We start from the raw sequence: 22,568 nt of genomic DNA, 5'->3' as shown, positions 1-22,568 counted from the left end.
GGGGCCGCCTCCCGTAGCGGAGACGGCCCCGGGTCGCGCTATCGCAGACCGGCGTCGAGGGCGCTGGTCAGGGATCCGGTGTCGCCGGACATCTCCCAGATCATCGCGCCGAGCAGGCCCTTGCTCTTCAGCCACTCGGTCTTGCGGCCGATCGACCAGGCGTCGTCGAAACTCCACCACTGGCCGCCGTTCCCGGTGAAGCAGTAGGTGGCGACCGCCTGCTCGTCATGACGTACCGTGCAGCCGGGCACGCCGGCCACCAGGTTCGAGTACCCGCGAGTGCCGGCCTCCTCGGCGAACTGGCCGGCGGCCGCTCCGCCCGCGGCCTGCCACTCGCCCGCCTTGCCGCCGTCGGCGACGCCCTGCCAGCCGCGTCCGTAGTAGGCGAGCCCGATGGTGAGCTTGCGCGGATTCACCCCGGCCTGGAGATAAGCGTTGACCGCGTTCTCCACGCTGAAGTGGAACGAGTACGGGTCGTCGGCGTCGGCGTAGAGGTTGCCCTGGTGCCCCGTGCGGTTCGGCTCCCACGAGTTGTCGCTTCCCGCGCCGTGGAAGTCGTAGCCCTGGATGTTGAAGATGTCCAGGGACTTGGCGACCTGCGGCAGGTCCCATCCCGCCGCGATCTTCGCCGGGTCGGCCGGGGTGAAGGCGGTGAGCTGGTAGCGCTTGCCCGTCTCCGTGGTCAGCGCGTCGAGCTGCCTGCGGAACTCGGCGATCAGGAGGGTGTTGTTCGCCTTGTCGTTCGGGCTGACGTGGTTGCCGGGATGGCCGTCCGAGCCCGGCCACTCCCAGTCGAGGTCGATGCCGTCGAAGATCCCGGCCGCGCTGCCCGGCCCGCCCGCGCTGTTGTACACCGGCAGGTTGCCCTTGATGTACATGTCGATGCACGAGCTGACGAACTTCCGGCGGGACGCGTCGGTGGCCGCCACGTCGGAGAAGTACTTCGAATAGGTCCAGCCGCCGATCGAGATCAGCACCTTCAGGTTCGGGTACTTGGCCTTGAGCTTGCGCAGCTGGTTGTAGTTGCCGCGCAGCGCCTCCCAGCCGGTGTCGCCGACGCCGTCGACGGACTGCGCCGCGCTCATCGGCCTGCCGTAGTCGGCGTCCGCGTCGCCTGAGCCGTCACCCTGGTTCGGATCCTGCGGGTTGGCCGTGGTGCCCTTGGTGACACCGTTCAGGCAGGTCAGGTTCACCGGGTCGATGTTCGCGAAGGCGTAGTTGAGGTGGGTCAGCTTCGCGGCGGCTCCGGTGGTGTCCAGGTTGCGGACGAAGTACTGCCGCCCGTAGATGCCCCACTGCACGAAGTAGCCCACCCGGGCGTACCCGCTGCCGATGATGTCGCCGGTGGACGCCGTCACGGCGTTGCTCGGCGCGGAGGTGTTGTCGTACAGGTCGCGGGCGCGGACCTGGAAGGTGTACTGGGTGGACGGGGACAGCCCGGTCACCGTGGTCGTGGTGCCGGCGACGGTCGTGGTGAGCGTGCCGCCCACGTAGACGTCATATCCCGCGACGCCCTTGTCGTCGGTCGAGGCGTTCCACGCGAGCGCGACCGTCGACGACGTCGTGCCGGTGCTGCGCAGGTTCGCCGGAGCCGTCGGCGGCTGGGTGTCGTCGGCCGGGTTGTTCGTCCGGACGGCCAGCGCGGCGCTCGCGGCGGACAGGCCGCCCTTGCGGTCCCTGGCCTTGACGGTGAAGGAGTAGGCCGTGTTCGGGGACAGCCCCGTGACCGTGGTGGCCGTCCCGGTCACCGTCGTGACGAGGGCTGTGCCGTTGTAGACCTCGTAGCCGGTGATGGGCAGGCTCCCCGGGGTCGCGGCGTCCCAGGCCAGGGAGACGGTCCTGGTGGTCTTGACGGGTGAGCGCAGGTTCGCCGGCGCCCCGGGCGGCGTGTCCGCCGAGCCGTCGCATCTGACGTCGTTGACCCGGCAGTTCGTCGCCTGCGCGGCGGAGCTGAGCGTGAAGGACGGGCTGTAAGGCTCGGTCGAACCGTGCGCCGCCACCGTCGAGTTGTAGAAAGCGGGGTTCAGCGTGACCTGGCGGCCCGTCTGGGTCAGCGCGCCGTTCTGGGCGGCGCTCGCGGTGACCCCGGCGGGCAGGTCGAAGGTGATCGACCAGCCGTTGAGGGCGGTGCCGGAGTTGTTCTTCACCACGAACTTCGCCTGAGTGCCGTTGGCCGAGTACGTCGCCGTGAGCGGGGGCGGCGGGGGAGCGGGATCGCCGGTGCCGTCACAGCGGGCGCCGGCGATGGTGCATCCGGACGGCTGGGCCGCCGCGCTGAGGGTGAACGTGGGGCTGAACGGCTCGGTGTTCCCGTTCGCCCGGACGGTGTCGATGTAGAAGGCGGGGGTCAGCGTGACGTGGGTCCCGGACTGCGAGGTCGTCGCGTTCTGGGCGTTGCTGACGGTCACCCCGGCCGGCAGGTCGAACTCGATCGACCAGCCGCTGACGGCGGAGGAGCCCGGGTTGCTCACCACGAACTTCCCCTGCGTGCCGTTCAGGGTGAAGGTCGCGATCAGGCGGTCGGCGGCGGAGGCGGGGGAGGCCAGGGCGATCGCCAGGACGATTACCGACAACACGGCGGCTAATCGGCGCATGTGGAAGCACTTCCTTACAGGAAAGTTTCCTAACAATTGCGCGGATCGTAATCCCGGCCCTTTCTCCCGGCAAGACCCAAAACAGCGGCGCCGCCTCCGCCCGGCCGGGGCGTGAGGCGGCGTCGGTCGCGGAGATCAGCGCCCGCGGCGTGGCGCACCGTGCGCGCCGGCGCGTGCCTTGGCCCTGCTGCGGACGATCGCGCGCAGAGTGAGCAGCGCCACGACGGCGACGATCTGGCCTCCCAGCACGATGCGGTTGATGTCGAGGGCGGGCTCCCAGCTGACCTTGCCCTCCTTGATGACGTAGACCCCCGCCGGGCTGGCGGCCATGCCGAAGCCCGCCCCCAAGCCCTCGGCCTGCCCCTCGCCCGTGTGGTCACCGCCCGTGGCGGACCCGCCGTCGCCGCGCACCCCCGGTCCTGAGCCTTCACCGCCACCGCCGCCGGCGGCGACCCTGGCGACAGGGACGACCGTCACGCCGTCCACCGTGATCGGCTCCCCGAAGACCCGCCGGACCGTCACGTGGTCCTGGATCCGCGAGATCAGTTTCGTGACCTCCATGCTTTGACTCCCTTCGTAGCACCCGCGCCCCCCATGGTCGTTCGCGGCACGTTCGCAAGGAAGGGCCGTACGACGGCCGCCGCTGTCAGGGGACGATGCGCAGAGCCGGGCGTTGGTCGGGCATGCCGAGCAGTTCGCGCACGCGGCCGGCCGGCCAGGCCAGCGCGCCCGCGAGTTGCGCCATCGTGAGCCCCGTCTCGGCCACCGCCAGCTCGAAGGCCTGGCGCAGAAGCGTCGGCTGTTCGCCGGGATAGCCGCTGATCGGCTCGGCGGCGAAGCCGGGCTGGTCGCGCAGCTCCCTGAGCCGCTGGTAGGCGCGGCTCGCCGCGGAGTCGGACAGCAGGCCCACCTCCCGGCAGCGGTAGAGGAGCGAGTCGACGGAGACGCCCCAGGTGTGCCGGAGCTGCCCCAGACGGCGCAGGTCGAGCCGCCTGGGCAGGTCGGGCAGGATGCTGTCGCGGGGGGTGAGGAACTCCGCGGCGAACACGTCCGCCTCCCGCTCCTGCTGTGCGTCCCCCGACGCCGTGTCGCCGTGGAGGACCAGATGGCCGAGCTCGTGCGCCGCGGTGAAGCGGTACCGATGGATGTCGTCGAACCGGTTGGCCGTCAGCACCACGATCGGCCGGGGCAGCTGTGAGGTGGAGAACGCGTCGACGGTCGCGGAGTCCTCGTCGGGAGGCGGGAACACGACGATGACGCCGTGCGCCTCCATGTGCCTGACGATGTGGGACAGCGGGCCGGTGCCCAGTCCCCAGAGCCGGCGCAGCGCGCGGGCCGCCTGCGCGGGGTCGCGGGGGAGGTCCACCCCCGCGTGCACCTCGCCGCCGGAGAAACCGGGCAGGTCGACGTGGGGGAGTCGCACCCGCTTCTCCAGCGCGTGCGCGAGCTCCCACACCTGCTCCACGAACGCGACGGCCTTGGCCCGCTGGTGGGCACGTGTGGAGCGCAGGCTGCGGAAGTGCGCCATCGAGCCGTCGAGCTTGCCGTGCGGGCGGCCGGTCAGGAAGAACGCCGGCGGTACGGCGAGGGCGTCGGCGAGCTGGGGGACCAGCGCCGGGCGCGGCCGGGTCATGCCCGTCTCGTACTGCCCGACGGCGGCGGGTGTGACCCCGATCCGCTCCGCCAGGTCCTTCTTGGTCAGGCCCGCGAGGTGCCGCGCCTGGGTGAGCCGGCTCGGGGCGAACGCGTCGGCGACGGCCTGCGGGCTCGGGTGGCTCTGGTTACGGGTGCTCATCGTCGGCGGTGACCGCGGTTTCCTGCTGTGCCTCGCTGTGGACGGGGAACATCGTCTCATTCGCCCGCTCGACCGGCGGCCTGGCGCGCAGGGCCAGATCGGGCAGCGCACCCTGGTCGAAGCGCGCCGCGCCGACGGCCTCGGGGACTCCGCCGGACGAGGGCGCGATCGTGAGCGGGATCGGCTCGCAATGGAGCCACCGGAGGTGACCGAGGTCGTCGAGGAGCTCGGCCTCGCCCCAGTAGAGCCGCAGCAGCCCGGTATGGGCGTTGCCCGCGTATGCGACGGGGACCAGCCGGGTGTCCTCGGGGAGGTGGGGCAGCGACGGTCGGATCGCGGCCCCGTCCGCCTGCCGGCCGTCGGCCCCTTCCGTGGATGGCCGGTCGTCCGGATTCCGCTCGCCGTCCCAGCCGATCGACAGGTCGAGCTCCTCCTGGCGGTAGGCGGCCGCCGGGCCGAACCGGTTGAACAGCTCACGCACCAGGGCCGAGATGCGGCCGTCGCTGATCCGGGCCGTGGAGACGGGCGTGGTGTCGTCCTCGGCGTAGCGGAACGGCAGCAGCAGGTTGCCGTCGAGCAGCACGAGGCGGTGCGGAGAGGCGTACGGCCTGACCGTCTGGAATCCCGGCTCATGCCGGAATCCTTCGGCGAGCGCTTCGTACCGCCTGGTCATCAGGGTATGGCCGTAGGTGAAATGTTTGTCGCTGCGCGACCAGCGCTGCGCATCTTGGGCGTTGGCGACGGCCTCGGTCAGCGACGCGACGATCTGGCGGCGCACGGCGCCGGCCCGGTCGCCGAAACGTCCGGCGGCCCAGCCCTGGGGGGACGGACTCGGATACACCCGGCGACCTCCGATCCGGCTTCGCCCGCTGCCCGGACGCCGCCGCCGACACTTCAGTTCCGCGCATCATACTCCCGGCACGGGTGTAGTTGATGTTGTCCTCGCCCTGTGCCGCCGGAACCTCGCTGATCACTCCGGGAATGTTTGACCGGACATTGATCATCTGGTCGTAGATCGCGCGGTCTGTGGTGCTTACTGTCGATCTAATACTGTTGTTGCTGTTGGGGGAAGATCATGCCTGTGTGCACCGTGATTGTGGCGGGAGTCCTGCTCGCCACGGGTTCTGGAACGTCCGCCGACCCGGCTCCGGCCGTGAACGCGCAGGGGCCCGCGTCCGTGCCGGTCTCCGTCTCCGGTCCTGCGCAGCGAGGGGTGTTGTCACAGCTCGCCTGGATCGACGATCCCATTTCGACCCCGTCTGACGCGCTGACATTCCACGCGCCGACACCCCAGGACGTCGTGATCGTGTGGCCGCCGGCCGATGGCGCGGTGCCGGGTACCCAGAAGATCATCATTCCCGGCCTCAGGGGTCACCAGCATGCGTCGTCGTGGTCGTCCGACGAGTCCGGTCACGGCGGTTCGCCGGACGGGTTCGACGAGTCCGAGGACTCCGGTGACTTCGACGGGTTCGCCGATTCCGACGGCTCCGGCTCCGGCGACGCGGGGTCGGGCGGTTCCGGCACGGGCTACGTGCCCTGACACCCGCCGATCGCCCGGAAGGGGCTCAAGCCCAGGCCAGCGAGCCGCGTGTGGCCCAGTAGAGGTCCGGATCCTCGGCCATCGAGTCCAGCCGCTCCTCCAGTCCGTCGTCCCATGGGACCGTGACGGCCTCCAGGTTGTCGCGCAACTGGGCCGTCGACGCCGCGCCGCTCAGCACGGTCGTGACCCACGGCCGCGCGAGCACCGCGCCCAGCGCGAGCGCGTCCGCGGGGACGCCGCGTTCCCGCGCGGCCGCCGCGAGCGGCGCGGGAGCCGTGCGCGCAGTCAATCGGCCGTTCGCCACGCCCTCCTTGACGATCACGCCGAGCCCGGCCGCGTGGGCCCGGGCCAGGGCGGGGCCCGCCGAGCGCTCCAGCAGGTTCCAGGTCGACTGCACCGTGTCGAAGACCTCGGTGTCCACGGCCAGGTCGATCGTGTCCGCCTGCCGAGGTCCGGTGGTCGACAGCCCGACCGCGACGCCCTCCGCGCGCAGGGCGCTCAGCGCGCCGAGAACGTCGTCGTCGTCGAGCACCCCGCTCTCCACCGTCGCCGAGTGGATCTGGTAGAGCGACAGGTGCGGGCCGAGCAGGCCGAGCGTCTCGTCGAGCTGGCGGTGCAGCTGTTCGGCGGACAGGTCCTTGACCTCATGGCGCTCGGCGTCCATCCGCCAGCCGCCGACGTACTCGTATCCCCACTTCGACCCGATCGTCGCGGCGCCCGGGGCGATCCCCCGGTCGTGCAGCCAGCCGGCGAGGAACTCCTCCGCCCTGCCGTACGAACGGGCGGCGTCGAAGTAGCGCACGCCCGCCGCCCACGCGGCGTCGAGGACGGCCCAGCTCCGCGCGCGCATCGCGGCCACGCTGCGGTCGTCGCCGAGGTCCTCGTCCCGGCCGAGCGTGATGTAGGCCGGGCGCCCGACCGCGGCCAGGCCGAAGCCGACGGAGGTGACCACCAGTCTCGTACGGCCCAGCGGGCGTTCAGCAAGCATGGTCATTCCTCGTCGTGCGGTTTGATCCAGTCGAAGGTGCGCTCGACCGCGCGCTGCCAGTTGTCGTACTCCCGGGCGCGGAGCTCCGGATCCATGGCCGGCAGCCACTGGGCGGCGCGGTGCCAGTTGCGGCGCAGACCCTCGAGGTCGGGCCAGTAGCCGACGGCGAGCCCGGCGGCGTAGGCGGCGCCGAGGGACACCGTCTCGGCGACCATGGGCCGGACCACCGGCACGTTCAGCACGTCGGCGATGAACTGCATGAGCAGGTTGTTCGCGGTCATGCCGCCGTCGACGTTCAGGGTCCGCAGGTTCAGGCCGGAGTCGGCGTTCATCGCGTCGACGACCTCGCGGGTCTGCCAGCCGGTCGCCTCAAGGACGGCCCGGGCCAGATGGCCCTTGGTGATGTAGGAGGTGAGGCCGACGATGATGCCCCGCGCCTCGCTGCGCCAGTGGGGGGCGAACAACCCGGAGAAGGCGGGCACGATGTAGCAGCCGCCGTTGTCGTCGACGGTCCTCGCCACCGTCTCGATCTCGGGCGCGGTGCCGATGAGCCCCAGGCCGTCGCGGAACCACTGGACCAGCGCGCCGGTGATCGCGATCGACCCCTCCAGCGCGTAGACGGCGGGTTCGTCGCCGATCTGGTAGCCGACGGTGGTCAGCAGGCCGTGCGTGGAGCGGATGGGCTCGTGGCCGGTGTTGAGCAGCAGGAAACTGCCCGTGCCGTACGTGCACTTGGCCTCGCCGACGGCGAAGCAGGTCTGCCCGAACAGCGCCGCCTGCTGGTCGCCGAGGGCGGCGGCGATGCGCACGCCGGGCATGACGCGCGTGGCCACGCCGTACGTCTGGGTCGACGGCCGGATCTCCGGCAACATCGCGCGGGGCACACCGAAGAAGTCCAGGAGCGTGTCGTCCCAGCTCAGGCTGTTTATGTTCATCAGGAGCGTGCGGCTCGCGTTGGTCACGTCGGTGATGTGCACGCCCCCCTCGGGGCCGCCGGTGAGCTTCCAGATGAGCCAGCTCTCCATCGTGCCGAACAGGACGTCGCCCCGTTCCGCGCGCTCCCGCAGGCCGGGGGTGTGGTCGAGCAGCCAGCGGATGGTCGGGGCCGAGAAGTAGGTGGCGAGGTGGAGACCGCAGAGTTCCTCGACGATGTACGCGTCGGGGCGACGGGCCAGCTCCTCCACCACCATGTCGGTGCGGGTGTCCTGCCAGACGACGGCCCGGGTGACGGGGATCCCGGTGTGGCGGTCCCATAAGACCGTCGTCTCCCGCTGGTTCGCGATGCCGACGGCGGCCACCTGCCCGGGGTCGGCCCCGGCCTGTGCGAGCGCCTTCGGGGCGATCTGCTCCAGGTTGCGCCAGATCTCGGTGGCGTCGTGCTCCACCCAGCCCGGACGCGGGAAGTGCTGCTTGTGCTCGCGCTGCGCCACCGACACCAGGCGGCCGCCGTGGTCGAAGAGGATGCAGCGGGTCGAGGTCGTTCCCTGGTCTATGGACATCACATAACGCTCAGCCACGGTGACCTACCTCCGTGTCAGGCGGGCAGCGGATTTCACCGGGTTCTCCGAGCGAGATCACCAGCGAGGAGCTCCGAGATCGCGCGACACCGCCCGCGCGGCGTCACGCACGAAGGTGACGAGATCGGGCCGGGGGCGGTTGTGCGGGTCGCAGACCCGCTCGACGGGCCCGGAGATCCCCATGGCGCCGACGACCAGGCCGCCGTATCCGCGGATCGGGGCGGCCACGCTCGCCTCGCCCACGGTGGTCTCCTCGACGTCGGCCGCCCAGCCGACCTCGCGGATCCCGGACAGGGCGCGCGTGAGCTCCTTGGTCGTGCGGATCGTGCGGCGGCTGAACTGCTCGAGGTCGCCCTCGGGCACGGCCGCGGCGGCGTTGGCGTCGTAGGCGAGCAGCACCTTGCCCATGGCCGTCGCGTGCATGGGCAGCAGCATGCCGACGTCCAGCGTCTGGAGGGTGTCGTCGGGGCGGAAGACGTGATGGACCACCAGGAGCTTGCCCTGCAGGTGGGTGCCGATGCGCACGGCCTCGCCGCTGCGGGACGCGAGCGCGTCGGCCCAGTTGATCGCGCGGGACCGCAGCTCGTTGACGTCGAGGTAGCTGGTGCCGAGATGTAGCAGCGCGGCGCCGAGCTGGTACTTGCCGGTCGCCTCGTCCTGCTCCACGAAGCCGACCATCTGGAGCGTGCGCAGGATGCCGTGTGCGGTGCCCCGGGCGAGGCCGAGCGAGTTGGCGACCTCGCTGAGGCCGAGCCGTCCTGACCCCTGGGCGAGCAGGCGCAGGATGGCGGCCGCTCGCTCGATGGACTGAACTGGACCAGGCATGGGGCGGATCGTATCTCTGGCGAAAAGTGTTCGACAATGCCGACGCAGGATCTTGCCGTGAGGTTTTACCTCACCGGGTTTCCTTCGATGAACGACCGGCCGGGGCGTTATAGACGGAAGTGGAGTGGCCTGCGTCACGCGACGAGCCTAATACGGACCAGTGAGCCTGACTAGTGTTCGACAATGTCGACACTCATTCGTTGACGTACTTCACAGCGAAGCTTAACGTCCCGTTGCATCCCCTGTGGGGGTCCCCATACCACCGCCCGTCCGCGCCCTTAAGAGGCGGACATGGTCTTAGGAGGAGACATGGCGGAACGGTTCGCAAACCGAGGGCTGCTGGGTGAGCTGGCGGCCGAGTTCGCGGGGACGCTGATCCTGATTTTGTTCGGGGTGGGCGTCGTCGCCCAGGTCGTCGGCGGCGGGATCGGCGACCACGACAGCATCGCATGGGCGTGGGGACTCGCGGTCGTCCTCGGCGTCTACACGGCGTCCCGCCTGAGCGGCGCCCACCTCAACCCCGCCGTGACCGTGGCCCTGGCCGTCTTCAAGGGATTCTCCTGGCGCAAGGTCCTGCCGTACGCGCTGGCGCAGACCCTCGGCGCCTTCCTCGCGGCGCTGATCGTCCGCTGGAACTACAGCGAGGTCCTCGCCAAGGTCGACCCGGGGCACACCGTCAAGACGCAGGGGGTCTTCTCGACCCTGCCGGGCAACGGCACGCTGCCGGTCCACATGTGGGGCGGCTTCCGCGACCAGATCATCGGCACCGCGATCCTCCTGTTCCTGATCCTCGCCGTCACCGACGTCCGCAACTCCGCCCCGCTCGCGAACCTCGCGCCGTTCATCGTCGGCCTGATCGTGGTGGCGATCGGCATGGCGTGGGGGACGAACGCCGGATACGCCATCAACCCGGCACGCGACTTCGGCCCCCGCCTCGCGTCCTTCCTCACCGGGTACGGCTCCGCGTGGCGCGACCAGTACGGGGACCTCTATTTCTGGGTGCCGATCGTCGCGCCCGTCATCGGCGGGATCATCGGCGCCGGCCTGTACCAGCTCCTGGTCGACCGCTTCCTGCCGCGTGAGGGCGCGCCCGAGCCCGGCCGCACTCCTCCCCCCGCCGACTACGAGGCGGCCGCCGCCTCCCGCTGAAGAATCTCGACCCGGTATTAGATCGGTGTGACCCCCACGACACGAGAGGCAGACGACCGATGGCCGACTTCGTCGGAGCGATCGACCAGGGCACGACGAGCACCCGTTTCATGATCTTCGATCATGGCGGCAACGAGGTGGCCCGCCACCAGCTTGAGCACGAGCAGATCCTCCCCCAGGCGGGCTGGGTCGAGCACAACCCCACCGAGATCTGGGAGCGGACCCGCGCCGTCGCCGACACCGCGATGCGCGTGGCCGATCTCCACGCCTCCGACCTCGCCGCGCTCGGCATCACCAACCAGCGGGAGACGGCGGTCGTGTGGAACCGCCGCACCGGCCGGCCGTACTACAACGCGATCGTGTGGCAGGACACCCGGACCGACCGCATCGCCTCGGCGCTGGAGCGCGAGGGCAAGGGCGACGTCATCCGGCGCAAGGCGGGCCTGCCCCCGGCCACGTACTTCTCGGCCGGAAAGATCCAGTGGATCCTCGAGAACGTCGACGGCGTCCGTGAGGCGGCCGAGCGCGGTGAGGCGATCTTCGGCAACACCGACACGTGGCTGCTGTGGAACCTCACCGGCGGCGTCGACGGCGGCGTGCACGTCACCGACCCCACCAACGCCAGCCGCACCATGCTGATGAACCTGGAGACGCTCGACTGGGACGACGAGCTGCTCTCCTTCTTCGGCATCCCCCGCCAGATGCTCCCCGAGATCAAGCCCTCCTCCAACCCCGACCTGTACGGCACCACCCGCCTGCTGGGCGGGGAGGTGGCGCTGTCCGGCGACCTCGGCGACCAGCAGGCGGCGACCGTCGGGCAGGTCTGCTTCGAGCCCGGCACCGCCAAGAACACCTATGGCACCGGCAACTTCCTGCTGCTCAACACCGGCACCGAGCCGGTGCGCTCGCAGAACGGCCTGCTCACCACGGTCTGTTACCAGTTCGGCGACGCCAAGCCGGTCTACGCGCTGGAGGGGTCGATCGCGGTGACGGGCTCGGCCGTCCAGTGGCTGCGCGACCAGCTCGGGATCATCTCCGGGGCCGCGCAGAGCGAGGCGCTGGCGCGACAGGTCGAGGACAACGGCGGCGTGTACTTCGTGCCCGCCTTCTCGGGCCTGTTCGCCCCGTACTGGCGGTCGGACGCCCGCGGCGCGATCGTCGGGCTGTCCCGCTTCAACACCAACGCCCACCTGGCGCGGGCGACCCTGGAGTCGATCTGCTACCAGACCCGCGACGTCGTCGAGGCCATGCAGCAGGACTCGGGCGTCGTCCTCGACGTGCTGCGCGTCGACGGCGGCGTGACCGCCAACGAGCTGTGCATGCAGATGCAGGCCGACATCCTCGGCGTGCCGGTGTCGAGGCCGGTCGTGGCCGAGACCACCGCGCTGGGCGCCGCCTACGCCGCCGGGCTCGCCGTCGGCTTCTGGCAGTCCACCGACGATCTCAAGCAGAACTGGAACGAGGCTCGCCGCTGGGAGAGCCAGTGGGACGACGAGCAGCGCGAGCGCGGCTACGCCGGCTGGAAGAAGGCCGTCACCCGCACGCTCGACTGGGTCGACGTCCAGTGAAACGTCGCCGGGCCACCTGTCCGCCAGGGCGGCGGCCCGGCACCTCCCCTCGATCGATGAGGAGCACGAAACACGATGTCTGAATATTCGGGGCCGACTTCCGCACCATCTCCGGAGCCGACTCGGGGATCATCGTCCGGGCAGGTGCTGGGACCCCGGTACCGGGCCGCGGCGCTGCGCACCCTCGGCGAGCACGAGTTCGACGTGCTCGTCGTGGGCGGCGGCGTGGTGGGGGCGGGAGCCGCGCTCGACGCGGTCTCGCGCGGCCTGTCCGTCGCCCTCGTGGAGGCTCGCGACCTGGCGGCGGGAACGTCCAGCCGGTCGAGCAAGCTGATCCACGGCGGACTGCGCTATCTGGAGCAGCTCGACTTCCGGCTGGTGCGCGAGGCGCTCAAGGAGCGCGGCCTGCTCACCAACCGGCTGGCTCCGCACCTCGTCCGGCCGGTCTCCTTCCTCTACCCGCTGCACCATCGGGTCTGGGAACGGTTCTACGTCGGCGCCGGGATCACGCTGTACGACACCCTCGCCGGGCGGTGGGGCCTGCGCAGGCACCGCCAGCTCAGCCTGCGGCGGACGCTGGAGAAGGCCCCCGCGCTGCGCAAGGACGCGCTCGTCGGCGCCATCCAGTACTACGACGCGCAGGTCGACGACGCCCGGTTCACCATGATGGTCGCCAGGACCGCCGCCCAGTACGGCGCCTGCGTCACCACCAGGACGCCGGTGATCGGCTTCCTGCGTGAGGGGGCACGGGTGACCGGGGCGCGCGTGCGCGACCTGGAGAGCGGAGCGGAGATCGAGGTCAGGGCGCGGGAGGTGATCAACGCCACCGGCGTCTGGACCGACGAGCTCCAGCGGATGGCCGGCGTCGAGGGCACCGCGACGGCGCGGCCGGCCGAGGGCGTCTCCGTGCGCGCGTCCAAGGGAGTCCACATCGTGGTGCCCCGGGACCGGATCAGGCTCGACACCGGTCTGATCCTCCGCACGGAGAAGAGCGTGCTCTTCGTCATCCCGTGGGGGCCGCACTGGATCGTCGGGACCACCGACACCGCGTGGGACCTGGACAAGGCCGAGCCCTCCGCGACGAACGCGGACATCGAGTACATCCTCGACCACGTCAACGCCGTGCTGAACACGCCGTTGACCACCGACGACATCGAGGGCGTCTACGTGGGCCTGCGCCCGCTGATCGGGCGGTCGGGGGCGAGCACCGTCAAGCTCTCCCGCGAGCACGCCGTGACCAGGCCGCTCCCCGGTCTGACCGTCGTCGCGGGCGGAAAGTACACCACCTACCGGATCATGGCCAAGGACGCGGTCGACGCCGCGGTCAGGGATCTGGGCGAGGCCGTGCCCCCGTCGATCACCGAGCGCGTGCAGATCATCGGCGCGGCCGGGTTCGAGGCCGTGCGCAACAACAAGGGGCGGCTCGCGGAGCGGGCCGGGCTCTCCACCGGGCGCGTGGAGCACCTCCTGCACCGGTACGGCTCCCGCACGGAGGAACTCCTCGACATCGTCGGGATGGCGCCCGGTCTGGGCGACCCGATCCCGGGCGCCGAGGGCTACCTGAAGGTCGAGGCGGTCTACGCGGCCTCGCACGAGGGCGCGCTGCGCCTGGAGGACGTCCTGGTCCGGCGCACGCGCATCTTCATCGAGGAACGCGACCACGGGCTGGAGGCCTCGCAGGGGATCGCGGCACTCCTGGCGCCGGTCCTCGGCTGGGACGACGACCGGGTGAAGAGGGAGATCGACGAGTATCGGCAGTACGTCGAGGCCGACACCGCGGCCAGGCGGGAGCCCGACGACGCGGCCGCGAACGCCGTACGGCTGGGCGGCCTGACCCCGTCGGCGGCGATGAGCTGATCAGCGGCCGGTGCCGCGACGGGCCCGCCCGCCACACGTGAGGGGCCGGCGATCGAAAGGTGCGATCGCCGGCCCCTTCGCGTTGCTCGTCCGCCGGACGTCACCGTTCGCCGGGCGTCATCGGGACGCTTACTTGGCGGCGTCCAACCGGGCGAGCTCGTCGGCGGACAGCTTGAGGTCGACGGCCCTGGCCGAGTCGCGGGCGGACTCGGGACGCGAGGAGCCGGGGATCGGGATCACGACGGGGGCCTTGGCCAGCATCCACGCGAGGCAGACCTGCTGCGGGCTCACGCCGTGGGCCTGGGCGACCTCGCCGAACGCGGAGAACCGGGAGCCCAGCTCGCCGGCGCGCGAGCTGCCGCCGAAGGGCGCCCACGGCAGGAAGGCGATGCCCAGCTCCGCGCACAGGTCCAGTTCGGGCTCGCTCGACCGGAAGAGCGGGGAGAACTGGTTCTGCACGCTCACCAGCCTGCCGCCGAGGACCTCGTTCGCCGAGCGGATCTGCTCCGGGTTGGCGTTCGAGATGCCGGCCATGCGGATCTTGCCCGCGTCCAGCAGGTCGCGGACGGCGCCGACCGACTCCTCGTAGGGGACCGTCGGGTCGGGGCGGTGGAACTGGTAGAGCCCGATCACGTCCACGCCCAGCCGCTTCAGCGAGGCGTCGGCCGCCTGCTTGATGTGCTCGGGCGATCCGTCGACCGTCCAGGAGCCGTCGCCGGGGCGGACGTGGCCGCCCTTGGTGGCGACCAGCACCTCGGAGGTGTCGCCGCCGTAGCTCGCCAGCGCACGCGCGATGAGGGACTCGTTGTGTCCGACCTCGTCGGCGTGGATGTGGTAGGCGTCGGCGGTGTCGATCAGGGTCACGCCTTCGTCGAGAGCGGCGTGGATGGCCGCGATCGAGCGCGACTCGTCCGGCCGTCCCTCGATGGACATGGGCATTCCGCCAAGACCGATCGCGCTGACCGGGATGTCGCCGATGGTGCGTGTCTGCATTGAATCCCCCAACTCGCATGCTCTTCCGCGGGCCGGTGGGATCCGGCCCGCGGAGGACAGGTCTTTTCGACTCTAATGATTGAAATCCGGAGCATCGCCCCCGGCCCCCGGCGATCGAAACCCGGGGCGTCTCCCCGGCCCCGGGCGTCCGCGTCAGGCGAGGATCCGCACTGGGTTCTCGACCAGGGTGAGGAAGGCGCGCATCCACTCGGCGGCGACCACGCCGTCGACGGGACGGTGGTCCACCGAGAGCGTCACCCGCATGACCGTGCCGACCTCGAGCCCGCCGTCCCGGACGACCGGCTCCTGACGTGCCGCTCCGACGGCGAGGATCGCGGCCTGGGGCGGGTTGATGATGGCGGCGAAGTCCTCGGTGCCGTACATGCCGAGGTTCGTCACGCTGATCGCCCCGCCCTCGAGCTCGTCCTGGCGGAGCCGCCCGGCTCTGGCCCGCTCGGCGAAGTCCTTCACGGCCGAGGCCACGGACGTGACGGTCATCCGCTCGACGGACCTGAGCACCGGCGTGACGAGGCCGCGCTCGGTCGCGATCGCCACCGACACGTCGACCGAGGAGAACGACCGGACCGCGTCCGGCGCCCAGACGACGTTCATCGCCGGAACCAGCAGGTGCGCGCCCGCGACCGCCTTGATCACCAGGTCGTTGACGGAGACGCGGACGGGGGCGCCGTCGTTCAGCTCCTCACGCAGGCGAAGCAGCCTGTCGACCCGCGCGGTGCCGCGCACGTAGAAGTGGGGGGTCGTCTGCTTGCTCTCGGTGAGCCGCGAGGCGACGGCCCTGCGGATGCGCGAGTGGGGGATCTCGGTGAAGGCCGCCGTACCCGTCGCGGGGACCGCGGCGGACACCGCCGCCGCGGGCGCCACCGGCGCCGCACTCGCCGCCGCGGCCCGCTCCGCGGGCGCCACGAGGACGGACCCGGCCCGGTCTCGGCTCGCGATCGCCGCCTCCACGTCCCTGCGGATGATGCGGCCGTTCGGGCCGGTGCCGGTGATCTGCTCGTACCGCAGGCCCGCCTCCTTGGCCATCCGGCGGGCGAGCGGACTGGAGAAGATCCGCCTGGTCGTCCCCGTCCCTGTGGGTCCGGCCGCCGGCGCCTGAGCGGGGATCGCGCCGAACGAGGACGGCGGCTGAGTGGGGACCGCGCCGGCGGGGGAGGAGGGCGCCGGCGCGGGGTCGTTCGCGGCGGGGGAGGCGACGCCGAGTTCGGCGAGCAGGGCGTCGATGTCGGGCGCCATCTCCCCGGGCCCGCCGATGACGGCGATGGGAGCGCCGACCTCGACCCCTGCCCCCTCGGGCACCAGGGTCTTCAGGATGACGCCGTCGGCGTCGGCCTCGACGTCCGCGACGGCCTTCTCGGTCTCGACGGTGGCGATCACGTCGCCCTTGGCGTACGCGGCGCCCTCGGGGAGCGGCCATCCCTGGAGGACGGCCTCGACCGCGTTCGCGGCCAGTTCTGGCATGCGCAGGAGCTTGGCCATGTCAGGACCTCTCAGTACCGCGTGATCTCGGTGAGCTTGGCGGCCACTTCTTCGGTCCTCGCGATGGCCGCGCGCTCAAGGACCTTGCTGATGCTGGGTGACGCCTCGCCGCCCGTCACCCGCTGGACCGGGTGGTCGAGCCAGTCGAAGAAGCGGCGTTGTATCTCGTCGGCCAGCCAGCCGCCGTATGACGTGCCGATCGCTCCCTGCTCGGCGACGACCACGTTGTTCGTCTTCCTGATGCTCTCGCCGATGGTGTCCCAGTCGATGCTCGCGCGGTCGAGCCAGCGCAGGTCGATCACCTCGGCGTCGACGCCGTCCAGCGACTCGACCGCCTCCAGGACGTAGTTGGTCATCGCGAGGTAGGAGATGACGGTGACCTGCGACCCGGCCCGCCGGACCGCGGCCTTGCCGACCGGGATGCAGTAGTCGAGGTCGCCGACCGGCCCCTCGCCCGTCGACGCGTACAGGTCGACGTGCTCCAGGACGAGCACGGGGTCCTTGCAGCGCAGCGCGCTGTTCATCAGGCCCACGTAGTCGAAGGGGGTCGAGGGGGCGACGATGCGCCAGCCCGGCGCGGTCGCGAAGATCCCCGCGGGGTCCATCGAGTGTTGCGAGCCGTAGCCGGTGCCCATCGCGACCTTGCTGCGGAGCACGAAGGGGACCTCGCCGTCGCCGCCGAACATGTGCCGCGCCTTGCCGATCTGGTTGAAGAGCTGGTCGGCCGCGACCCACATGAAGTCCGCGTACATGAACTCGACCACCGGCTTGTAGCGGCCGTCGAGCGCGACCCCGCCACCGAGGCCGGTGAAGGCGTTCTCGCTGATCGGAGTGCCGAGGACCCGGTCGGGATAGGCCTGCTTGAGCCCGCGGGTGGCGCCGTTGGTGCCGCCGCCCAGCCGGTGCACGTCCTCGCCCATCACGACGACGGTCTCGTCGGTCTCCATCCGCCGCCCCATCACGCCGGCGACGGCGTCGATGAACTTCTGCTCGGCGATCTCCCCGGTGAACGACTCGCGGTCGGCCATCCTGGCCCCGGCGAACTCGCTGAGGTCGCCGCGGACCCCCACGTCGGCGAAGGCGGGGTCGGGCCACTCGTCCGGCCTGATCCGCCGCTGACCGGCCTTCCCGCCGGGCAGGGGCTCGAGGAGCACGCCGCCGATGTCCGCCATCAGCGCCCTGGCGCGCTCGGTCACGGCGTCGATCTCGGTGTCGCGGAGGATGCCGCGCCGTACGAGATGACCGGAGAGCTGCCTGATCGGGTCCCGGTCGCGCCACGACCTCTCCTCCTCCTTGGTCCGGTAGCCGAACGCGCTGCCGGGGAAGGGGCCGTTCTGGTGGAAGTAGCGGTAGACGTCGGCCTCGATCACGGTCGGCCCCCTGCCGGCCCGCATGTGGGCGAGGGCCTCCCGCATGGCGAGGTGGACCGCGAGTGGATCCATTCCGTCGACCTTCCAGCTCGGGATCCCGAATCCGGGCCCCCGCGCCGACAGCCGCGGCTCGCCGGTGGCCTCCTCGACGTTGGTCGAGACGGCGTAGCGGTTGTTCTCGATGAAGAAGCACAGCGGCAGGTGCCACGCGGAGGCCAGGTTGAACGTCTCGAGCGTGGAGCCGATGTTGGCGGCACCGTCGCCGAAGTAGGTCACCGCCACCGCGTCGGTGCCGGCCTGCCGGTGCGCCCAGGCGGATCCTGCCGCGAGCGGGACGCCGCCGCCGACGATGGCGTTGGTCCCGATGGCGCCCGCCTCCTTCCACTGCAGGTGCATGGAGCCGCCGCGGCCGTGGCTGAAGCCGCGGTCGAGGCCGCAGATCTCGGCGAGGCTCCTGAGCAGCACCGCGCGCACGTCGGCGGAGAACTCCTTGGCGGGGTCGATGCCCTTCGGCTCGACATGGGCGAGCACCTTGGCGAGGAACTGGTGATGACCCCGGTGCGAGCCGTTGACGGTGTCGGCGCTGGTGAGGGGGAGGATCGAGCCGACCGCGCCGGCCTCCTGCCCGATGCTCGAGTGCGCGGGACCGTGGACCAGGCCCTCCCGCGCGAGATCGAGGACGTACTCCTCGAAGGTCCTGATGAGCACGAGCTGGCTGAGCATCGACGTGAGCAGAGCCGGCTCGGCCGCGTCCCAGTCGGCTTCGGTGGCGACGATCTCGACCCATGGCGCGGCGGGTTCGAGCCGGTTGTGCTCGGTCATGACTCTCCCATGCAATCGTTCGCAGAAGGTCAAGCGTTGCACAAAGTGGATCCAATATCCAGCCATCGCCGAGCCGTGGACACCGGTTTCCTGGGCGCTCTATGCTAATTTGGATCCAATGTTCCCCTCGTGGAGAGTTTCAGGATGAACGTGGGACTTCCGGGGCTGAGCGGCGTGGACCACATCGGTTTCACGGTGCCGGACCTCGAAGAGGCGAGCAGGTTCCTCGTCGATGTGCTCGGGTGCGAGTACATGTACACGCTGGGTCCCTACCGCCATGACGACAGCGAGTGGATGTCCGAGCACCTCAACGTCCACCCCCGAGCGGTGATGCGGCAGCTGCACTTCTTCCGCTGCGGCGGGCAGGCGATCTTCGAGGTGTTCGAGTACTCCGCGCCGGACCAGAACGCCGTGATGCCCAGGAACAGCGACATCGGCGGCCACCATGTGGCGCTGTACGTCGACGACCTGGACGCCGCGGTCGAGTACCTCGTGAGCAAGGGGGTCACGATGCTCGGCGACCCGACGGCCAGCAGGGGACCGAGCGAGGGCCAGCGGTGGGTGTACTTCCTCACCCCCTGGGGGATGCAGTTCGAGCTCGTCTCGTACCCCGGCGGCAAGGCCTTCGACAAGCAGGCGAAGGACGCCGCGGCCCCGGGCCTCCCGGCTCGATAGGACCGGCCACACGGACTCCGACAGGTAAGAGGATCAGTCGTGCCAGTACAGGCCCAGGGAACGGTGAGCGGCATTCAGAACCACGCGGCGAGTCACCGCGTCGCCGCCTATCTGCGCACCGCGATCCTCAGCGGGGAGATCGGGCCCGGCGAGCGCATCCGCCAGGAGGACGTGGCCGAACGGCTCGGCGCCAGCCGCCTGCCGGTGCGGGAGGCGCTGCGGATCCTCGAGGCGGAGGGGCTCACGGAGCACCTGCCTAACAAGGGCGCCAGGGTGCCGTCGCTGTCCATGCAGGACCTGAACGTCATCTACAAGATCCGTGAGCGGCTCGAGCCGCTCGCGCTCACGGAGAGCATCCCGAACCTGTCGGGGAGGGATCTCCGTGAGCTCGACCGGCTGCAGGGGCGGATCGAGGCCGACACCGGCATCAGCGAGTTCCTCACGCTCGACCGTGAATTCCATCTGATGACCTACACCGGCTGCCAGGTCGACCAGCTCTCGATGATGGTCGTCCGGCTGTGGAACTCCACGCAGCACTACCGCAGGGCCTTCATGAAGGTGAGCGGGTCGAGCCGGCGATGGGTGATCAACGCGGAACACCGGCTGCTGCTCGACGCGATGGAGCGACGCGACTCCGTCGACGCCGAGCGGCATCTCGCCGGCCACATCCGGCGCACCCGCATCGAGCTGTCCAGGCATCCCGAGGTTTTCGAAGGACCGATTGAATGACGCAGGCGTTCGAGCTCACCGTCAACGGGGAGCATGTCCGGATCGAGACGCATCCGGACACGTCGTTGCTCCATGCCCTGCGCAACGACCTGGGTCTCAAGGGCACCCGCTTCGGTTGCGGGCTCGGCCTGTGCGGCGCGTGCTTCGTGCGGATGGACGGCCAGGTCGTGGCGGCCTGTGACACCCCCATGTGGTCGGCGGAGGGCCGGAGCGTGGTCACCGTCGAGGGGCTGGAGCCGGGGGAGGGCCTCCACCGAGTGCAGCAGGCGCTGCTCGACGAGCAGGCGGCCCAGTGCGGCTTCTGCGTCTCCGGGATCATCGTGAACGCGGCGACCCTCCTCGACACGAATCCCGACGCGGACGAGGCGACCGTCGTGCAGGCGCTCGACCGGAACCTGTGCCGCTGCGGCGTGCAGCGCCGCGTGGTGCGTGCCGTGCTGAAGGCGCGTTGCGAGGGACCCTGCCATGTGACACCGGAGGACGCCGAATGACCGTCCAGCGCGAGATCGTCGCGACGCCCACGCTCCCTCAGGATCTGGCGGCCAACCCCGTCCTGTCGCGCTGGGTGACGGTCCACTCCGATGGGACGATCGACGTTCGCGTCGGGAAGGTCGAGCTCGGCCAGGGCATCCTCACCGCCCTCGCGCAGATCGCCGCGGAAGAGCTCGGCGTCGACATCGAGCAGGTCCGGATGCCGCCGGCGAACACCGCACGCGGCCCGAACGAGGGCCAGACCTCCGGGAGCATGTCGATCATCCACTCGGGGTCCGCCGTACGGGCGGCCTGCGCGCAGGTCCGGGCGAAGTTCGCCGCCGAGGCGGCCCGGGGCTGGGACGTCGACCCCGACCGGGTCACCGTACGGCAGGGCGTGTTCCGCTGCGACGAGCGTGCCGTGTCGTACGGCGAGCTGGCCGGACTGGTCGACCTCGACGTGGCGGCCGATCCCGGCGCGCCGCTCACCAGCGGCGACCGCTCGGTCCTGGTCGGCATGAGCGCCGCCCGTCTGGACCTTCCCGACAAGATCGCCGGTCGCCCCCGGTACATCCACGACCTCGCCCTGCCGGGGCAGCTGTCCGGGCGGGTTCTGCGCCCGCCGTCGCCGGAGGCGAGGCTGCTGCGCGTCGACGAGAGCCGGCTCGCGGACCTGGACGTTCGACTGGTCAGGGACGGCTCGTTCGTCGGCGTGGTGGGAGCGGACGAGGCCGAGACGATGCGTGCCGTGAAGGTTCTCGGGGACGCGACGACCTGGGAGGAGTCCGACTCGCTGCCCGACGAGGACGACCTGTCCGCTTTCCTGCGATCCGGGCCGCACGAGACCGTCGAGGTGCTGACCCCCGAGGGGCCCGAACCCGAAGGACGCACGATCTCGGCGACGTACAGCAGGCCCTTCCTCGCTCACGGGTCGATGGCGCCGAGCTGCGGGATCGCTCGCTGGAACGACGACGGGACCCTGTCCGTCTGGAGCCACAGCCAGGGCATCCACGGTCTGCGCGCCGCGATCGCCCAGGCGTTGGACATCGACGCGGAGCGCATCGAGGTCGAGCACGCCGAGAACGCCGGCTGCTACGGCCACAACGGCGCCGACGACGCGGCGTTCGACGCCGTCCTGCTGGCCCGCGAGGTGCCCGGACGGCCCGTGCAGGTCCAGTGGAGCAGGCAGGACGAGCTCGCCTGGTCGCCGCTCGCGTCCGCGATGACCGCCGACGTGCGGGCTGTCGTCGACGAGTCGGGGTCGGTGTTGTCCTGGCGGTACGACGTGTGGAGCCAGGGACACACCAGCAGGCCCGGTTATCTCGGGGTGCCCGGCCTGCTCGCGGGCGCCTACCTCGAACAGCCCTGGAGTTACCCGGCGCCGGGCGACCCTCCGGCGGCCGCCGGCGCGGGCACGGTGCGCAACGGCGTGCCGATCTACGACTTCCCGGATCGCGGCGTCACCGGCCACCGGTTGCTGGAGACGCCCATCCGCACCTCGGCGATGCGCGCCCTGGGCGCGTACATGAACGTGTTCGCGATCGAGTCGTTCATGGACGAGCTCGCCCTGTCCGCCGGGGCCGACCCGCTGGAGTACCGGCTCAGGCATCTCGGCGACGCCCGCGCGCGGAGCGTCCTCGAGGCCGCCGCCCGGTCGGCGGGCTGGGAGACTCCGATGGAGGAGGGGGTGGGCCTCGGCCTCGGCTTCGCCCGCTACAAGGACAAGGGCGCCTACTGTGCGGTGATCGCCGAGGTGGAGGCCGAGAGCGACATCCGGCTCCGCCGCCTGACCATCGCCGTCGACGTCGGCAGGGTCGTCAATCCGGACGGCGTGCGCAACCAGATCGAGGGCGGCGCCACCCAGGCCGCGAGCTGGACGCTGAAGGAGCGGGTGCGCTTCGACCGGCGCCGGATCACCAGCGACGACTGGGAGAGCTACCCGATCCTCCGGTTCAGCGAGGCGCCCGAGGTCTTCGTGGAGATCGTGGAGACGCCGGGCGCCCCGTCGGTGGGAGCGGGAGAGGCGGCCCAGGGGCCGACCGCCGCGGCCATCGCGAACGCGGTCGCCGCGGCCATCGGGGTGCGCGTACGCGATCTCCCGCTCACGGCCGACGCGGTCGTCGCCGCCATCGAGGCGGCAGAAGGCTAGGCCAGAGGGATGGGGTCAAGAAGTGGTAC

Annotated in this window: 18 protein-coding genes; 8 read left to right on the top strand and 10 right to left on the bottom strand. The window is 70.9% G+C overall.

Annotation, left to right across the window (positions count from 1 at the left end):
- Positions 1–38: 38 nt before the first annotated feature.
- The 4 genes from Pph01_RS12890 to Pph01_RS12875 all read right to left on the bottom strand — a co-directional run bounded on the left by Pph01_RS12890 (position 39) and on the right by Pph01_RS12875 (position 5,230).
- Positions 39–2,594, bottom strand: a complete 2,556-nt coding sequence (locus Pph01_RS12890) for a glycosyl hydrolase family 18 protein (protein WP_204073292.1) — start codon at positions 2,592–2,594, stop codon at positions 39–41.
- A gap of 135 nt (positions 2,595–2,729) precedes the next feature.
- A complete protein-coding gene (locus Pph01_RS12885) occupies positions 2,730–3,155 on the bottom strand; it encodes a GerW family sporulation protein (protein WP_204073291.1) in 426 nt (141 codons plus the stop codon).
- 85 nt (positions 3,156–3,240) lie between these two features.
- Positions 3,241–4,389 carry a helix-turn-helix domain-containing protein gene (locus Pph01_RS12880; protein WP_204073290.1) on the bottom strand — a complete coding sequence of 383 codons (1,149 nt, stop codon included), beginning with the start codon at positions 4,387–4,389 and terminating at the stop codon, positions 3,241–3,243.
- Positions 4,376–5,230, bottom strand: a complete 855-nt coding sequence (locus Pph01_RS12875; RefSeq protein ID WP_204073289.1) for a hypothetical protein — start codon at positions 5,228–5,230, stop codon at positions 4,376–4,378. The genes Pph01_RS12880 and Pph01_RS12875 overlap by 14 nt, the downstream gene beginning before the upstream one ends.
- A 240-nt stretch (positions 5,231–5,470) precedes the next feature.
- Here Pph01_RS12875 and Pph01_RS12870 point away from each other — a divergent pair, with 240 nt between their 5' ends.
- On the top strand, positions 5,471–5,929 hold the full coding sequence (locus tag Pph01_RS12870; protein ID WP_204073288.1) for a hypothetical protein: 459 nt from the start codon (positions 5,471–5,473) through the stop codon (positions 5,927–5,929).
- Positions 5,930–5,954: 25 nt separating this feature from the next.
- On the opposite strand, the gene Pph01_RS12865 is transcribed toward Pph01_RS12870, so the two are convergent.
- Genes Pph01_RS12865 through Pph01_RS12855 form a run of 3 tightly spaced genes read right to left on the bottom strand, consistent with a single transcriptional unit; the run spans position 5,955 to position 9,259 of the window.
- Positions 5,955–6,917, bottom strand: a complete 963-nt coding sequence (locus Pph01_RS12865) for an aldo/keto reductase (protein ID WP_239116647.1) — start codon at positions 6,915–6,917, stop codon at positions 5,955–5,957.
- A 2-nt stretch (positions 6,918–6,919) separates the two neighbouring features.
- Complete coding sequence (gene glpK / locus Pph01_RS12860; RefSeq protein WP_204073286.1) at positions 6,920–8,434, bottom strand: glycerol kinase GlpK; 1,515 nt, start codon at positions 8,432–8,434, stop codon at positions 6,920–6,922.
- Between the two features lie 57 nt (positions 8,435–8,491).
- Positions 8,492–9,259: an IclR family transcriptional regulator gene (locus Pph01_RS12855; protein ID WP_204073285.1), complete on the bottom strand. Its 768-nt coding sequence runs from the start codon at positions 9,257–9,259 to the stop codon at positions 8,492–8,494.
- A 309-nt stretch (positions 9,260–9,568) separates the two neighbouring features.
- On the opposite strand from Pph01_RS12855, the gene Pph01_RS12850 reads away from it, so the two are divergent.
- From Pph01_RS12850 to Pph01_RS12840, 3 genes are all read left to right on the top strand, one after another.
- The gene (locus Pph01_RS12850; RefSeq protein WP_204073284.1) at positions 9,569–10,408 is read left to right on the top strand and encodes an MIP/aquaporin family protein; all 840 of its coding nucleotides are present in this window, start codon (positions 9,569–9,571) and stop codon (positions 10,406–10,408) included.
- Positions 10,409–10,467: 59 nt separating this feature from the next.
- A complete protein-coding gene (gene glpK / locus Pph01_RS12845) occupies positions 10,468–11,976 on the top strand; it encodes a glycerol kinase GlpK (RefSeq protein ID WP_204073283.1) in 1,509 nt (502 codons plus the stop codon).
- Positions 11,977–12,123: 147 nt separating this feature from the next.
- Entirely contained in the window at positions 12,124–13,833 is a 1,710-nt protein-coding gene (locus Pph01_RS12840; protein ID WP_239116675.1) for a glycerol-3-phosphate dehydrogenase/oxidase, read from the top strand.
- A gap of 129 nt (positions 13,834–13,962) precedes the next feature.
- Here Pph01_RS12840 and Pph01_RS12835 read toward each other — a convergent pair whose 3' ends face one another.
- From Pph01_RS12835 to Pph01_RS12825, 3 genes are all read right to left on the bottom strand, one after another.
- Positions 13,963–14,826, bottom strand: a complete 864-nt coding sequence (locus Pph01_RS12835; protein ID WP_204073281.1) for an aldo/keto reductase — start codon at positions 14,824–14,826, stop codon at positions 13,963–13,965.
- Between the two features lie 153 nt (positions 14,827–14,979).
- Positions 14,980–16,323, bottom strand: a complete 1,344-nt coding sequence (locus tag Pph01_RS12830; protein ID WP_204073280.1) for a 2-oxo acid dehydrogenase subunit E2 — start codon at positions 16,321–16,323, stop codon at positions 14,980–14,982.
- Between the two features lie 11 nt (positions 16,324–16,334).
- Complete coding sequence (locus tag Pph01_RS12825) at positions 16,335–18,515, bottom strand: alpha-ketoacid dehydrogenase subunit alpha/beta (RefSeq protein WP_204073279.1); 2,181 nt, start codon at positions 18,513–18,515, stop codon at positions 16,335–16,337.
- 144 nt (positions 18,516–18,659) lie between these two features.
- On the opposite strand from Pph01_RS12825, the gene Pph01_RS12820 reads away from it, so the two are divergent.
- From Pph01_RS12820 to Pph01_RS12805, 4 genes are read left to right on the top strand one after another with little or no spacing between them, the layout of a single operon-like run.
- Positions 18,660–19,190: a VOC family protein gene (locus tag Pph01_RS12820; RefSeq protein ID WP_204073278.1), complete on the top strand. Its 531-nt coding sequence runs from the start codon at positions 18,660–18,662 to the stop codon at positions 19,188–19,190.
- Positions 19,191–19,229: 39 nt separating this feature from the next.
- Positions 19,230–19,919, top strand: coding sequence for a GntR family transcriptional regulator (locus tag Pph01_RS12815; RefSeq protein WP_204073277.1), 690 nt, complete (start codon positions 19,230–19,232; stop codon positions 19,917–19,919).
- A complete protein-coding gene (locus Pph01_RS12810) occupies positions 19,916–20,410 on the top strand; it encodes a (2Fe-2S)-binding protein (protein ID WP_204073276.1) in 495 nt (164 codons plus the stop codon). Before Pph01_RS12815 ends, Pph01_RS12810 begins: the two co-directional genes overlap by 4 nt.
- Positions 20,407–22,539, top strand: a complete 2,133-nt coding sequence (locus Pph01_RS12805; protein ID WP_204073275.1) for a xanthine dehydrogenase family protein molybdopterin-binding subunit — start codon at positions 20,407–20,409, stop codon at positions 22,537–22,539. The genes Pph01_RS12810 and Pph01_RS12805 overlap by 4 nt, the downstream gene beginning before the upstream one ends.
- Positions 22,540–22,568: the final 29 nt, after the last annotated feature.

Source organism: Planotetraspora phitsanulokensis (assembly GCF_016863295.1).
Classification (GTDB): domain Bacteria; phylum Actinomycetota; class Actinomycetes; order Streptosporangiales; family Streptosporangiaceae; genus Planotetraspora; species Planotetraspora phitsanulokensis.
Note: the sequence above shows the minus strand (reverse complement) of the source record. Positions and strands in the feature narration are given on the sequence as shown.

Excerpts from the sequence above, each read along its gene's own strand:
- glpK (WP_204073283.1), top strand. The coding sequence starts at position 10,468 with ATGGCCGACTTCGTCGGAGCGATCGACCAGGGCACGACGAGCACCCGT.
- Pph01_RS12805 (WP_204073275.1), top strand. The coding sequence starts at position 20,407 with ATGACCGTCCAGCGCGAGATCGTCGCGACGCCCACGCTCCCTCAGGAT.
- Pph01_RS12830 (WP_204073280.1), bottom strand. The coding sequence starts at position 16,323 with ATGGCCAAGCTCCTGCGCATGCCAGAACTGGCCGCGAACGCGGTCGAG.
- Pph01_RS12880 (WP_204073290.1), bottom strand. The coding sequence starts at position 4,389 with ATGAGCACCCGTAACCAGAGCCACCCGAGCCCGCAGGCCGTCGCCGAC.
- Pph01_RS12855 (WP_204073285.1), bottom strand. The coding sequence starts at position 9,259 with ATGCCTGGTCCAGTTCAGTCCATCGAGCGAGCGGCCGCCATCCTGCGC.
- Pph01_RS12850 (WP_204073284.1), top strand. The coding sequence starts at position 9,569 with ATGGCGGAACGGTTCGCAAACCGAGGGCTGCTGGGTGAGCTGGCGGCC.
- Pph01_RS12810 (WP_204073276.1), top strand. The coding sequence starts at position 19,916 with ATGACGCAGGCGTTCGAGCTCACCGTCAACGGGGAGCATGTCCGGATC.
- Pph01_RS12890 (WP_204073292.1), bottom strand. The coding sequence starts at position 2,594 with ATGCGCCGATTAGCCGCCGTGTTGTCGGTAATCGTCCTGGCGATCGCC.
- Pph01_RS12865 (WP_239116647.1), bottom strand. The coding sequence starts at position 6,917 with ATGCTTGCTGAACGCCCGCTGGGCCGTACGAGACTGGTGGTCACCTCC.
- Pph01_RS12825 (WP_204073279.1), bottom strand. The coding sequence starts at position 18,515 with ATGACCGAGCACAACCGGCTCGAACCCGCCGCGCCATGGGTCGAGATC.
- Pph01_RS12885 (WP_204073291.1), bottom strand. The coding sequence starts at position 3,155 with ATGGAGGTCACGAAACTGATCTCGCGGATCCAGGACCACGTGACGGTC.
- Pph01_RS12820 (WP_204073278.1), top strand. The coding sequence starts at position 18,660 with ATGAACGTGGGACTTCCGGGGCTGAGCGGCGTGGACCACATCGGTTTC.
- Pph01_RS12835 (WP_204073281.1), bottom strand. The coding sequence starts at position 14,826 with ATGCAGACACGCACCATCGGCGACATCCCGGTCAGCGCGATCGGTCTT.